The sequence below is a fragment of the Cytophagia bacterium CHB2 genome, assembly GCA_030263535.1.
In the GTDB taxonomy this organism is placed as follows: domain Bacteria; phylum Zhuqueibacterota; class Zhuqueibacteria; order Zhuqueibacterales; family Zhuqueibacteraceae; genus Coneutiohabitans.
In genome coordinates, this window is the sequence record SZPB01000144.1 from 1 (window position 1) to 14,533 (window position 14,533).

Sequence of the window (14,533 nt, forward strand, 5' to 3'; positions counted from 1 at the left end):
GCAAGAGCCGCGAGATCTACGCGATCAAAAACGTGATCGGCGTCAGTGAAAACAAAGTTGAGCAGTACAAGTATCTGCCGGTTACCTCTTACGATATCCTCGATACCGCGGCTCCGGAGCACGAATACCGGCGGTTTTATTCGGTGATCCGGCGCACGACGCCAAAAGACATGAGTGAGACGTACATTCGATTATTTGGGCCGAGCATGGAACTGGAGGGTTTTCCGCGCGAAACCTTGAGCCTGGAAGCAACGATGTCCAACGGCTATTTGCCCGCTAGTTATTTGGAAGCGGGCATGCTGAAAGAGCCGGTCAAATTTCCGCCCGGCGTCGATGCCGCAAACCTTACCACGCCCACGGAAGCGTTGGAATGCCCGGAGCAGCAAAATTTTCTATGGGCATTGATCTCGCATCTCACCTTGAGTTACAGCACACTGGCCGAGACGGATAATCTGAAAAAGATTTTAAGCCTTTATAACTGGTCGCCGTCGCAAATCAATTCGAATAAGAAAAGAATTCAAGGCGTTGTGCGCGTTCAGCCGCCCGCTTCCAAAAACATTTTTGACAAGCAGAAACGCATGCTAGTGCGCGGCATTGAATTCAAGCTCGAGGTTGATCCTGCGGCTTTTGAACAAGGCCCCGGCGACATTCATTTGTTCGGTCTGGTGTTGAATCGTTTTCTCGCGCAATATGTTACGATCAATTCCGTGGTTTTCCTGACCATCGTCGAAGTTGGCACCAATCGGGAATATAAATGGGAACCGAATCTCGGCCAGATCTTACCCGTGTAATCGTGGAGCTTGAGCGCCGCGGCCCGGAATACAATGTATTTCAGGCCATCTTCCTAGCGGAGATCGCAACAAAACACTGGCATCCGCAACGCAACGATTTTGTGCTCGAACAAACCGGCTTGCGATTTCGACCGTATGAAATGTTCGTTTATCCGCCCAAGGATATTCGTGCGATTGAGCGCCGGAATAATGTGTTGACGTTTGTGCTGAATTTCATGGGCCTGTACGGCATCAACTCGCCGCTGCCGCGTTGCTATCATGAACAAGTTGCCATGCAGCAAAGCGATCACGGCGCCGGTGAGGTGCCGTTGCAGAATTTTTTAGACATTTTTAGTAATCGTTTTTACTGGCTCTATTATCAGGCCTGGAAAAAATATCGCTACTACTTGCAGTTGCGCGACGAGCCTGAGAATAAAATCGCGCCGCGCGTGTTTTCGTTTATCGGCCGCGTTTCGCCCGACGGGGACCGCGCACAAGATGGCCCGATCTCCAGGTTTCGCCTGCTGCAATTTTCCGGTATCCTTTCCAATCGCAGCCGCAACAAAGCGGGGCTGCATATTTTGCTGCACGAGTTCTTTCCGAAATTTCAAATCGCGATTCGAGAGTTCATTCCGCACTGGGTGAAACTGTCCGACTTGCCGGTGATGGGCGAGAAAGATCCGGAGAAAGCGCCGACGCTCGGGGTGAATGCTGTTGCCGGCAGTTCCATGCGCGATTTTACCAGCCGTATTCGCATCGAGATCGGGCCGATCGGTTTTGCGGATTATCTCGAATTTACACCGCAAGCTCCTCAGGCTGAACTCTTGTGCGAATTGCTTAATCTTTACCTCAATGACGGCCTGGAATATGATGTACGTTTTATCATCAAATCAGAAACCATCATCTCCGTGGCGTGGAATGATCGCCGCTTGCGTTTAGGCTCGACGATTTGGCTGGGAAAGCCACGGCAAGCGACGGTGAATGTCGATTATAGCTATGAGCAGTTTGCTAAAAGAGCATTTTAGTTGTTTTGATTTCAAAACCGATTGAATTGTTTCACTTTAAACTTTACACCTTGAACTCTGCTCGTGTAAGGTGTAACGTGAAAATCAATCACCTCAAAAGTGTAATCATGCAAAGCAAAGATCTCCGTTCACTTCTGCTCAAGCTCAACAACTACCTCGTGCGCACGCTTGACACGGCGACGGGCATGGGCATTAAGCGCAATCATTACGAGATCACCATCGAACATTTGCTTGTCGCGCTGCTCGAAGATGGCCAGGGCGACGTGCCGCTGATTCTGCGGCATTACGGTATCGAGGCCGGGCGTGTGCATCAGGCTTGCACGGATAATCTTGATGACATGCAGACCGGCAATCCCGGCAAGCCCAAGCTCTCGCCGTTGCTCACGGAACTGCTCGAACAGGCGTGGATCACGAGTTCGGTACATCACAAAGAAACCAAGATTCGCTCGGGCGCGCTGTTCGAGGTGTTCATCGCTTCGGAATTGGTGATCAGCAGCGGCTTGATGGAGCTGTTCAACGCCATTAAGCAGGAGGAGCTGCGTAGCGAGTTCTATAAAATCGTGTCCGGTTCGGTGGAAGATTCTGGCGCCGCCGTGGAGGAACTGCCAGTTGAGCAGGCGAGGGAAATTCCGCCGGGCGGCTCGGTGCTCGATCTTTATACCAACAATCTCACCGCGCAAGCCAAAGCCGGCAAGATCGATCCGATCCTGGGCCGTGACGATGAAATTATCCAGATGATCGAAATTCTCAGCCGCCGTAAGAAATCGAATCCCATTTTGCTCGGTGAGCCGGGTGTCGGGAAAACCGCGCTGGTCGAAGGCCTGGCCTTGAAAATCGCGGCGAATGAAGTGCCTGAGGTGTTGAAAGATGTACAGGTTCATGCGCTCGATCTTGGCGCGCTGCAAGCCGGTACTTCCATGCGGGGTGAATTTGAGAAGCGCATGAAAGCCGTGATTACAGCCGTCACTCAATCCGTGCAGCCGATTATTTTATTTATTGATGAAGCGCATACGCTCATCGGTGCGGGCGCGGCGGCTGGCGGCGGTGATGCCGCCAATTTGCTGAAACCGGCGCTGGCGCGCGGCGAGTTTCGCGCAATTGCTGCCACAACATATTTGGAATACAACAAATATTTTGCCAAAGATGCGGCGCTCGAGCGGCGCTTTCAACCGATTCATGTCGCTGAGCCGGAAGACGACATGGCTATGGTCATGCTGCGCGGCATCAAAACGAAATACGAAGCCTATCACGGCATTCACATCACCGACGAAGCGATTGCAGCGGCCGTCAAGCTTTCGCGCCGTTTTATTGCCGGCCGGCAATTGCCGGACAAGGCCGTGGATTTGCTCGATACTTCCGCGACGCGCGTGAAGATGTCGCTCACCAGCAAGCCGCCGAGCCTCGATCTGGAAATCAGCAGGCTGAAATCGATCAACCTGGAAATTGAGACGTTGCAGAAAGACAGTGATTTGAGCATCGGCGATCACGCAGCAAGATTGCAAGAATTGCAAACCGGCAAAGAAAAACTCGAGGCGGAAATCAAAGCCAAAGAAGAGCGCTGGAGCCGGGAATGCGAACTGACAAAGCAGTTGATGGAATTGCGTAAAAAGAAATTTTCCGAAGAAGGCAAAAAAGCAGGCGCTGCGCTCGATACGCAACTCGAGAATTTGAAAAATCAAATCGCTGGATTGCAGGGCGACAAACCGCAAGTCTTTGCCGATGTCACCGGGCAAACGGTTGCAGAAGTGATCGAAGCCTGGACCGGCATTCCCGCGGGCAACATGAATCGCGATGAGATGACGACGCTGCTCAATCTCGAAAACGAGCTGCGCAAGCGTGTCGTCGGGCAGGATCACGCCATCAAGCAAATTGCTGACGTCATTCGCGGTGCGAAAGTTGGTTTAAAGAAGGAAGAAGGCCCGATCGGCGTTTTTCTGCTCGTCGGCCCCAGCGGTGTAGGCAAAACCGAGTTGTCGCGCGCGGTGGCCGAAGCGCTGTTCGGCGAGGAACGCTTCATGGTCACGCTCAATATGACCGAGTATCAGAATGAGTACAATACCTCGCGTTTGATTGGCGCAGATCCCGGCCTGGTAGGCTATGGCGAAGGCGGTGCGCTCAGCGAACCCGTGCGGCGCCGGCCTTATTGCGTCGTCTTGCTGGATGAAGTCGAGAAAGCCAATCCGGCAGTGAAGGATTTGTTCATGCAGGTTTTCGATCGCGGCATGCTGCAAGACGCCGACCGGCGCAATATCAATTTTTCGAATACCATTATTTTCATGACGTCAAATCTTGCTTCCGAGATCTTGTTTGAAAAATACCATGAAGGCTTGACGGACCCCGAGGCATTGTTGGATGAGCTGCGGCCGCATCTCAATCGCTACTTTCGCCCGGAATTTCTAGGCCGGGTGAAGCCGATCGTCTTTCTCCCTCTTGCCGCAGAGGTAATGAGGCAAATCGTGCAAATGAAGCTGCGCCGCGTTGCCAAGCGTTTGCAGGACAATCAAAAGCTCGCCGTGGAATTCGATGAGAAAGTAATCGATGAAATCGTGGCGCTCTGTACCCGCGCGGAAACCGGCGCGCGCAACGTCGACGCCATTGTCGACCGCACCCTCGCGCCCGACATTTCCTCGCGCCTGCTCGGCTTTATGGCCGAAGGCAAATCGCCTACAAAGCTGAAAGTGGGGATTGATGAGGAGAGGGAGTTGCAGTATAAGTTTGAATAAAAAATCATCGGACACTGATTGCGCAGATAAGCACAGATCAAAAACTCTATAAATCTGCGTGAATCTGCACAATCTGTGGCCCATTTTTAGAACGCTGTTATACGGCTTGTAACGGGGAATACTATGAAATCAGACGGCAAACACGCTGAAGTCACGGAATTAATCATCTGAGCGTTTTATACCGTTTACAACACTCTCGGATACGGATTTCTGGAGAAGGTTTATCGTAGAGCAATGATCATCGAGTTGTCCAAACTCGGGCTCCAAGCCATCGAAGAAGCGGCGATTCAGGTTTACTATGACGGTCAGATTGTCGGCAATTTTTCGGCAGATATCTTGGTTGCCGATAAAGTCATTGTTGAAACCAAATCAAAGCGGACATTGTTGGAAGAACATGAGGCACAATTGCTGCATTACCTCAAATCCACGATTTGCGAAGTCGGGTTGCTGCTCAATTTCGGAACTGAGCCGCAGGTTAAAAGAAAAGTTTACGACAACGACCGCAAAGGCGGATTATCGTGGACAAAAATGGCTCAGATTAACGCAGGTTAACAACAAGCTATTGAATTAGAAAGCCTATTAATCTGGCATTGAAGTATTCAGGCCGTAAATTTCCTAAAGTTAGATGAAAAAATCTGTGTAAATCAGATTTATCTGTGTCCTGATTTATTCCACAACGGAATCCCAACCCATGGTCCAATATTTCTCCAACCAACCCTTCTACAAGCTCCATTTCAGCGAGCTGGAAGAAAACGCCGTGAAGGTTCTCTCCTTCGAAGGCGAAGAAAACCTCTCGCGCTTGTTCGAGTATCGTTTCGATCTGCTCTCGGAAGACGCGGAGCTGGATGCGGCCAGCATTCTCAACAAGAAGGCGACATTCATTCTCACACGCGGCGACGAAGAGCCTATCAAAATTCATGGCATCATTTCGCATTTCGAGCAGCGCGGCCGCACGCCGGATTATGTCTCTTATTATGCCGTGCTCGTGCCCAAGATGTGGCGGCTCACCCTCACCTATCAAAGCGAAATCTACCAGCAGATGAACATTGAGAAAGTGATCAAAAAGGTGATGGAAACCTCCGGGTTTTCCGGCCAGGATTTCGAAATCAATCTGTCGGAATCCTATCCGGAACTCGAGTATGTTGTGCAATACCGTGAAACCAATTTTAATTTTCTCAACCGCCGGTTGGAGCATTTCGGCATTTATTATCGCTTTGATCACCGCAATGACAACGATGTGATCGTCTTTACCGACGCAAATGACAGTCTGCCGAAGATCGCATTGGACGGTAATTTGCGCTACAGTGCCGACAAGGATCAGCTTGACGAGCAGGAAACCGTGAGCGAGCTGACCTGCCAGCAGCGCGTGGTCACAGGATTGGTGAAGCTGAAGGATTACAACTATCTTTATCCTGAAAAACAACTTGAAGCAGAGAGTCAGATCGATTCGGATTCGCCCGGTATGTATTATGAATTCGGCGATAACTTTGAAGATGACAATCAAGCCGCTGCATTGGCTAGAATTCGCAATCAAGAGATTCTGGCGGGCAAGACGGTTTTCAAGGGCAAAAGCGACTGCCGCTTGTTCCAGGCCGGATTCAAATTCAAGCTGGGCAGGCATTATCGCGAGGAATGGAACAACGAATACATTCTCACGCGAGTGCTCTCGCGCGGCACCCAGCGCGGCTTGTTCAGCATTTTGCCGCGTGCAGGCAAGATTGAGCCGACGTATCAAAATTATTTCGAGGCGATTCCGATCGATATCGCTTATCGTCCGCCGCGGCGCACGCCCATTCCGCGTATTCCGGGGATTATGAGTGCAAGGATCGAATCTGCGGCGGGCGATGAGTATGCCTATATCGACGATCACGGCCGCTATCGCGCGAAAATGCTGTTTGATGTTGCAGACCGGCCCAACGGCGAAGGCACCTTGCCGATTCGCCAGGTGCAAGCCTATTCGGGCTCAGGCTACGGCATGCACTTTCCAAATCACGCTGACACCGAAATGGTCTGGGCCTGCGTGGATGGCGATGTTGATCGGCCCGTGGGTTTGGGAACGGTGCCAAACCCCTCAAACTCTTCGCCTTCCACCGACGGCAACAAAGCGCAGAGCGTGATCCGTACCGCCGGCCAAAACGAGCTGACGCTCGACGATACGACGGGCAGCGAGAATATTTATTTGCATGGCACCAAGGACTGGACCATTGATATCGTCAATGACAAGAATCAGACGATTGGGCATGATGAGACGGCGCAGGTCGGGAATAACCGCTCCCGCAATGTCGGCAATGATGAAAGCGTTTCCGTGGGGCATGATCGTTCACGCAACGTGGGAAACAATGAAACGGTATCGGTGGGAAATAACCGCGATCAAACGGTGGGGGCGAATCAAAGCGTGACCGTCGGCAGCAACAGTACTCTCAATGTGGGCGCCAACCGGTCGGAAAAAATCGGCGCAAACCATACAGAGAGCGTCGGCGGCAACGCGAAGCAAACTGTCGCAAAAATGAAAACCGAAATGGTTGGCCTGGTCAAAACCTCAACCATCGGAGGCGCATATCAAATCACTGTCGGCGCGGCGATGAATGAAACGGTCGGCGGCGCGAAATCAGAACAGGTCGGTTTATCGAAAACTGTTTTTGTCGGGATGAGCAGCAAAGAACAAATTGGGCGCACCAAAAAACTCACGGCCGGAGAGAAAATTGAATTGATTTGTGGGAGCGGAAAAATCACGATTGAGAAGAACGGCAAGATTACCATCGAGGGCACGGAGTTGAACCTGTCGGCTAGCGGCCCGGTAACGATTAACGGTGCAGTCGTTGATATTAACTGATTGGCAATCCTGCACAGTAGCTGGGCGATTACTTTTCTGCACATAATCATGGATTTTCTTAATTACACGCCTTTCGAGCCCATGCGCTTCGAGAGCCTCGATATAAATGATGATCCGTTTCAAGTCGTAATCTTGCGTGGAACGTTTGATATTATTCCCAATGCTCAGCTTAGAACCGCCTCCGTGCAAGAACCGATCGTGTTGACCGATGAATTTTATCAAGAATTAAACACCAGCAGTATTCGGTTTGAAAGCGATTTGGCGCCTTACAAACCTCGATCCGACATTATTGTAAACGCCCATGCCATATCACCAGGAGGCAAGCCCCTGCAACATTGGCTCGTTGGTGTGCAAGTAGGTAAATTGCAGAAACGCTTGCTCGTCACCGGCCCGCGCTATTGGAATCATCATTTTGTCGGAGGGTGGAAAATCAGCAACCCTGAACCGTGCACGGAAGTTCCGATCAAGTATGAATATGCTTATGGCGGCCAGTGGCGATATGAAGAAGAATCCGGAGTGTGTGAAGAAAACCCGGTTGGCGTAGGTTATGTGAACAAAAAATATTTGAGCAAAAGTCAGCCTTTGCCGGCGCCACGCGTTATGTCGCCTCACGATTCTGAGTTGGAGCTGGGCGAAAGCTATAAGCCCGAAGGCCTGTCCGTCATCACGAAATCTTGGCTGCCGCGGCGCGCACAGGCAGGCACCTATGATGAGCAATGGCTCAAGGAGCGCCATCCGTATTTGCCCAAAGATTTTGACTATGCCTTTTATAACAGCGCTCATCCAAGTTTGATTTATGACGGCTATCTGAAAGGCGACGAAGCGGTCGTCCTGCAAAACTTGCATCCCCAACATTCAACCCTGAACTTTTATTTGCCCAATTGTGAAGTATTGCTTTTTCTTGGATATTCCGGCGGCAAAGCCGGAATGTGCAAATTAAATTTGGATACCCTGCATCTTGAAGTGGCGGCGAATCGCGCCTACCTGGTATGGCGCGGGCAACTTCCAATAGTGGAAAAGCTCCGGACGATTGAAGCACGGGCAATCATCCCGGACTCGCACCAACAAGGGAGGGGGAATGGCCGATAAAGAAGCCACCCGGAAAATCAGCGAAGCAATTTTGGTCTGCCGGACTCCCGATGTGTGCAAAACGCCCATGGGAAGCTCGATGGTGCCGGTGCCCTATCAGATCATTTCCAAATTTGAGACGGCTGCCAAGACAGCGACAACGGTGAACTTTACCGGCGAGCCGGCATTTAATATGGGCAGTTACTTGCCGACCGTGATTGGCGATGAGGCCGGCGTTGGCGGGGGAATGAAAAGCGGTACCCACAAAGGCAAGTGCGTCCCGGTTACACATAGCACAACGGTGCGTGTTGAAAAGCAATGGCTGGTGCGGCACGATGATCTCTTTCAGATGAATGGCACCGGATCCGGCAATACTATCGGCAAGGTTATTTATGATAAGGTCGTCAGCAAAGAAACACTTTCTTTTGCGCTCGATGTTATTCCAGTAGTCAGCACAATTAAGGGCGCGGGACAACTTATTACCGGCAAAGATTTGGTGACTGGTGAGCCGGTAAATCGTTGGATCGAAGCCGCAGGCTTGGTCGCGAGTTTGATTCCTGGTGGCAAGGGCGCCGTTAGTGGGGGGAAAGCCGTAGTTAAGGGAGCGCTTAAAGAAGGCGGAGAGAAATTACTCAAAGAAGGTGGGGAGAAGTTAGTTAAAGAGGGTGCAGAAAAACTAGTCAAGGAAGGTGGGGAGAAATTAGCTAAAGAGAGTGGAGAACGGCTAGCAAAAGAAAGCGTTGAAAAGGCCGAGAAAGAGATCGCTGAAAAGGCAACCCAAAAAACTGCTCAAAAAACTACCGAGGAAGCAGTTGAAAAGACCGGAAAGAAGGCGGCAAAAAAGGGTTCAAAGGATGGCAGCAAAGTAACGAATAAAGGCAAGAAGGGGCCGTGTGATGATCTCAAGAAAGGCAACGGGTCGGGGCAGCATCGCGGAGGTGCGCATAGTGAGACGAGCAAACCAGTCAATGATGGCAAAGACTCGCATCACATGCCGGCAAAGGAGAGTTACAAAGGAAAGCTTGATCCTAACGACGGACCAGCGATTCAAATGGACCCGAAAGATCACGCCAAGACTCTGAGTAACGGGAGTGGCAACCTTGCCTACAACTATCGAAAAATGTTGGCGGGTTTGATAGCCGACGGGAAATGGCGCGATGCCATGGCCATGGACATTAGAGATGCCCGGAATATTGCACGGATGGGCGGTGACCCCAAAAAATACAATCAAGCGATAAAAGAAATGCTGGCCTACTTTAACTGCTTGGGAAAAAATGGTTTGTTAAAATAAGGACAGAAAATGTCGAATGAGTTTGAAATCAAGCCTTTTAGCGGAGTCGGGCCTTTGCGATTTGGAATGACGCCGCAGGAAGTTGCGACGGTCTTGGGGCCGCCAGAAGCCTCTCGACGATCCTTCATGAACACGCTGATCGAGTATCGAGGTTGGCTTACAACAATGTATGAAAAAGACTCCGATCTACTTTATGAGATTGGCTTCAGTAGATTCTTCGAAACTCTGACATACAAGGGAACGAATATCTTCAAGGATCCTGACCGGGAAGTCTTGAAAAATCTATGCACCGAGGACGGGCAGCCCTATGAGGCACTTGGTTTTATAGTATTGTTGAAACTCGGCATGACATTAACCGGATTTCACGACGGAGACGAAGAGAAAAAGACATGTTCGGCCTTTGCGAAAGGCACATGGGGTGTTGAAAAAGACGATCTTAAGCCATTCTCACTTGATGCAACTATCTTATGAAAGTATCCTTTTTGTTTTGAGAGTTTGGGCTTATGGACTCCCCCATGATCGGCAAAGTCATCGACAATTACCGCATTCTGGAAATGCTGGGCAAGGGTGGGATGGGCATCGTTTACAAAGCCATAGATATCAATATGGAAAAAATCGTGGCTTTGAAGATGATGAATCCCATGCTGGCGCATGACGAAGTGTTTCTCAAGCGTTTTCGCGAGGAGGCCAGAGCGTTGGCCAAATCGGAAAACCGGCACATTGTCAACGTCTATGCTTTACGCGAGACTGAGCACGGTTTGGTGTTGGTGATGGAATTCGTCAATGGCGCCAATTTGGAACAGACGCTTGCGCAAAGCGGCGCGCTTCCTTACCAGGAAGCTTTGCCATTGTTCAAGCAGCTTCTCGCTGCTATTGCGCATGCGCACCGTGTGGGTGTTATTCATCGTGATCTCAAGCCCAGCAATGTAATGATTACGCCCGAGCAAGAGGTGAAGGTCACTGATTTCGGCCTGGCCAGAATACAACGCCCGGGTTCAACAACGCGCACGATGTCCACCGGCGGCACGCTGTTTTATATGTCGCCCGAGCAAGTGCAGGAACTGCCGGACGTCGATCATCGCAGCGACATTTACTCGTTGGGTATGACGTTCTATGAAATGCTGGCGGGCAGAACACCGTTTCAGAAAGGTCAGTCCGATCTTGCCACGGCCAACGCCATCGTGAGCGAAAAATTTCCCCGGCCAAATCAATTAAACGCCGAAGTGCCTGCCGAGTTGGCCCGCATTACCATGAAGGCCATTGAGAAGGAACGGACGAAACGCTTCCAAAGCGCGGAGGCGATGCTGGCCGCCATTACCGCTTTTGAGAACAAGCTTGTTTCAGATGAAACACAACTGCTGATAGAGTCGGCTCCTGTGAGGCGGAAAAGAATCACAGGTCTGGCAGTAGCCGTAATCTTGGTGCTACTGATAGCGGCCATGTATTGGATCAGCAGCGCACGGCAATCATCTTCCTCAGTGCAAGCGAAACTATTCATATCTACAATACCCGAAAACGTAATGGTATTCCTCAATGGTGATTCCATTGGAATTACTCCGATCAATGATTTTTCAGTCTTTGCCGGGACGCATACGCTACATTTTCATAAGCAGGATTTTTTGACCCTCGATACGATGCTCGTTGTTACGGAATCCCGTCTATTGCCTATTTTTGTTGCGCTGCAAGCATCGGCAAGAGTATCGATTAAAATGTCGCCGCCTGACGCAGTAGTCATGATTAATGGCCGGGTTGTTGCCCCACAGCAATTACACAATTTGGAATTAGGCGCAGGGCAGCATGATTTGCAGGCGTCGCGCGATGGCTATGAGACATTGGAAAAACGATTGCAGGTACAACCAGGATCGAATCCCCAGAAGTTTTTTGCATTAAGAAAACTGCCTGAGTCCACATCCATTCCTTCTGCACCGCCGGATACGTCAACCACTAATTGGGCGCCAATTACAAAAGCAACGCGGAAACCTGTGCAGCAGTTGCGTAGCAAAGCCGCCATCTTGACGGAAGCGCAGGTGCGGGAGATGCTGAAACGGCAAAGTTTTTTTGACGCCAACGTGAATCGCAACAGCAGCGGCATTGCCCATGATTACGAATCTGTGCGTGTTGGGGGTGATGGTGTGATCGTCGACCATGCCACGGGGCTAATGTGGCAAAGCGGAGGCTCGATGGAAAAGATGACTTTAACCGAAGCCGTACACTATGTGCAAGACTTAAAAGCACAGCGTTTTGCCGGATTCAACGATTGGCGACTACCGACCCTGGAAGAGGGCATGTCCTTGATGGAACCCAAGGCCGCTTATAAGGATCTGCACATATCCTCGCGGTTCGATGCCAAGCAGTCCTGGCTGTGGACAACCGACGCTCAAAGTAACGAAATGGTATGGAGTGTTGATTTCAGTCTGGGCTATTGCGGACCGGTCAAAAGTGATCGCGCTGGATATGTCAGAGCAGTTCGTACCAAAGGCCAGTCGGAGTAGGTTTTCATGACTCATGCTATGACTGAGAAAATCAAACACAAGACTGCAACCCCATTCAATGCGCCGACCATTGCCGTCAGAATCGAGCGAGGCGAGTCCAACGCCACGGAGTTTGTTTTCCGGCAATCCTTTCGCATTGGGCGCGATGAAACGTGTCAAGTACAATTCAAGGATTATATTGTCAGCCGGGTGCATGCGGAGGTTACGTTCGAGCAAGGCCAATGGTGGGTAAGTGATCTGCAGAGCAGTAACGGGGTTTATCGCGATGATGGTGAGAAGGTGGAGCGCACGCCGTTATTGGATGAAACCAGGCTGATGCTCGGGCAAGAAGGGCCGGCGCTTGTCTTGACACCCGAGCTGAAACATGCCGCCGCGGCAACTCGTGTAAGTGAGCCTTCCATGACACGCTACATCCAACGCTATTTCGACGACAAGATCACGGAAGGTGTGAGCGAGCACACGATGATGATGCGGCAGGCGTTTAGGCAGGTAAGAAAGAAGCAAACACGCGTTTATGGCATTGCCCTCGGTCTGATTAGTGTGCTCTTGCTGGGCGTCGGCGTTTATGCGGTGTATCAAGAGCGCCAAATACGCAAGCAACAGGCGCTGGCGCGCGACATATTCTATGAAATGAAATCGCTCGAACTGCTGCTGGTACAACTCGAAAAAGCCGTAATGCAGTCCGGCAATACGCAAATGCTGTCCGAGGTTTCAAAATACCGCGCCAAGCGTGACGAGCTTGAAAAAAACTATGATCACTTTGTCGACGAGTTGGGAATTTATAGCAAGCGTATGCCGGAAGACGAGCGGATGATTTTGCGAATGGCGCGCTTATGGGGCGAATGTGAGGTGGATTTGCCAAAAGATTTTGTCACTGAGGTGCGACGATTCATCAGCATGTGGAAATCCACTGGACGCCTGGAGAATGCCATAAAGCGAGCGTATGAACATGGCTACGTTCCCAAGATTGCCGAGGCCATGCTTGCACACCACATGCCGCCGCGTTTTCTTTATCTCGCATTGCAAGAAAGTAATTTCGATGCCACCAAATGTGGCCCGATGACGAAACACGGTTATGCCAAGGGCATGTGGCAATTTATTCCGGAAACAGCGAAGAAATATGGCTTGCGAACGGGCCCGTTGGTCGAATTGCAGCGCTACGATCCTCGCGATGAACGTCATGACTTCATAAAATCCACTGAGGCGGCTGCGCGCTACCTGCGGGACATTTATGATACCGATGCGCAAGCTTCGGGCCTGTTGGTAATCGCGTCATACAACTGGGGAGAGAACAAAGTCATCGATTTGATTCGGAAGATGCCGGAGAACCCGCGCGAGCGCAACTTTTGGCGCCTCTTGAAAAACTACCGCGAACGCCTGCCGGACGAAACATACAACTATGTGTTTTATATTTTCTCGGCAGCAGTGATTGGCGAAAATCCGCGTATTTTCGGATTTAAGTTTGACAATCCTTTGACGCCAATTCTGTAAGATGGTGAAGGAGAAAGGCCGGGAATAACTTGAAGAGATGGGACCAGGTTCTGGTCATTGACAAGAATGCAAAACACTCTGGTATGACAATTCCCCGTCTCGACCGGCAAACTCGTGACAATGATCTCGAGTTTGCCTTGCTTCGACATAATGTGAATAGCTTCATGATTGCTCAAACTGCTTTTTTTATAACCACACAACGACAAGCGCAGCTTCCCTCACTTTTTCACCTTGATTACCACAAACGTCGTGTCATCATTCTGCGGGCTGCCGCTGCCCCAGGCTTCGCCGGCTTGCACAAAGCGCTGAATAATATCTTGCGCGGTTTGTTGCGCGGCTTCCGTCAAGACGGTTTTTGCCAGTTCATATCCCAGCGTCTCCCCTCGCGGGTTGAAACGTTCGGTGAAACCGTCACTCATCAACATAATCACATCACCCGGCGAGAGTTCCAATTTCCGTTGTTCATAGGAAAACTCCGGCACACTTCCCAATGGCATCCCTTTAAAGTCGATTTCATGCACGTGCCGTGTTGCGGCGCGATAAATCAAAACCGGCGGCATGCCGGCGCCGCAAATGACAAGCCGCGGTCCGCTTATTCTCACCAGCAGCAACGTCATATAAATCTGGCGCAAATTTATGCGGCGCAAAGCGTGATTTGCCTGCTTGAAAAATTGTGCGAGTTCCGGCTCTTGTGCCAGCGCAATAAACAGGCTTTTCATGGCCGTCACCATGGTTCCTGCCTTGAGGCCGTGGCCGGTGGCATCGCCAAGCGCCACGGTTAAAGCGCCGTCCTCTCCGGTATGGAAATCATAATAATCGCCGCCAACTTCGGTTGCCGAT

General features: G+C 50.8%; 9 protein-coding genes and 2 pseudogenes. 10 read left to right on the top strand and 1 reads right to left on the bottom strand.

Annotated features, from left to right (window positions below):
• From FBQ85_14975 to FBQ85_15020, 10 genes and pseudogenes are all read left to right on the top strand, one after another.
• Positions 1-791, top strand: a 791-nt coding sequence (locus tag FBQ85_14975) for a type VI secretion system baseplate subunit TssF (GenBank protein MDL1876454.1), incomplete at its 5' end; no start/stop codon positions are given.
• Positions 755-1,795 (top strand): type VI secretion system baseplate subunit TssG, encoded by a 1,041-nt coding sequence (gene tssG, locus FBQ85_14980; GenBank protein MDL1876455.1) that lies wholly within the window; start codon positions 755-757, stop codon positions 1,793-1,795. The genes FBQ85_14975 and tssG, both read left to right, overlap by 37 nt.
• Positions 1,796-1,902: 107 nt before the next feature.
• Entirely contained in the window at positions 1,903-4,518 is a 2,616-nt protein-coding gene (gene tssH, locus FBQ85_14985) for a type VI secretion system ATPase TssH (GenBank protein ID MDL1876456.1), read from the top strand.
• A 123-nt stretch (positions 4,519-4,641) separates the two neighbouring features.
• Positions 4,642-5,070: pseudogene (locus FBQ85_14990) on the top strand (GxxExxY protein).
• A 139-nt stretch (positions 5,071-5,209) separates the two neighbouring features.
• Positions 5,210-7,351 carry a type VI secretion system tip protein VgrG gene (gene tssI, locus FBQ85_14995; GenBank protein MDL1876457.1) on the top strand — a complete coding sequence of 714 codons (2,142 nt, stop codon included), beginning with the start codon at positions 5,210-5,212 and terminating at the stop codon, positions 7,349-7,351.
• A gap of 48 nt (positions 7,352-7,399) precedes the next feature.
• Complete coding sequence (locus tag FBQ85_15000) at positions 7,400-8,440, top strand: DUF2169 domain-containing protein (protein ID MDL1876458.1); 1,041 nt, start codon at positions 7,400-7,402, stop codon at positions 8,438-8,440.
• Positions 8,430-8,777 (top strand): annotated as a pseudogene (locus FBQ85_15005) (DUF4150 domain-containing protein). The gene FBQ85_15000 and the pseudogene FBQ85_15005 overlap by 11 nt, the downstream one beginning before the upstream one ends.
• A gap of 942 nt (positions 8,778-9,719) precedes the next feature.
• On the top strand, positions 9,720-10,181 hold the full coding sequence (locus FBQ85_15010) for a hypothetical protein (protein ID MDL1876459.1): 462 nt from the start codon (positions 9,720-9,722) through the stop codon (positions 10,179-10,181).
• A 32-nt stretch (positions 10,182-10,213) separates the two neighbouring features.
• Positions 10,214-12,202, top strand: a complete 1,989-nt coding sequence (locus FBQ85_15015) for a DUF1566 domain-containing protein (protein MDL1876460.1) — start codon at positions 10,214-10,216, stop codon at positions 12,200-12,202.
• Positions 12,203-12,208: 6 nt separating this feature from the next.
• Positions 12,209-13,693, top strand: coding sequence for an FHA domain-containing protein (locus FBQ85_15020; protein MDL1876461.1), 1,485 nt, complete (start codon positions 12,209-12,211; stop codon positions 13,691-13,693).
• 218 nt (positions 13,694-13,911) lie between these two features.
• On the opposite strand, the gene FBQ85_15025 is transcribed toward FBQ85_15020, so the two are convergent.
• On the bottom strand, positions 13,912-14,533 hold a 622-nt coding region (locus FBQ85_15025), incomplete at its 5' end, for a serine/threonine-protein phosphatase (protein ID MDL1876462.1).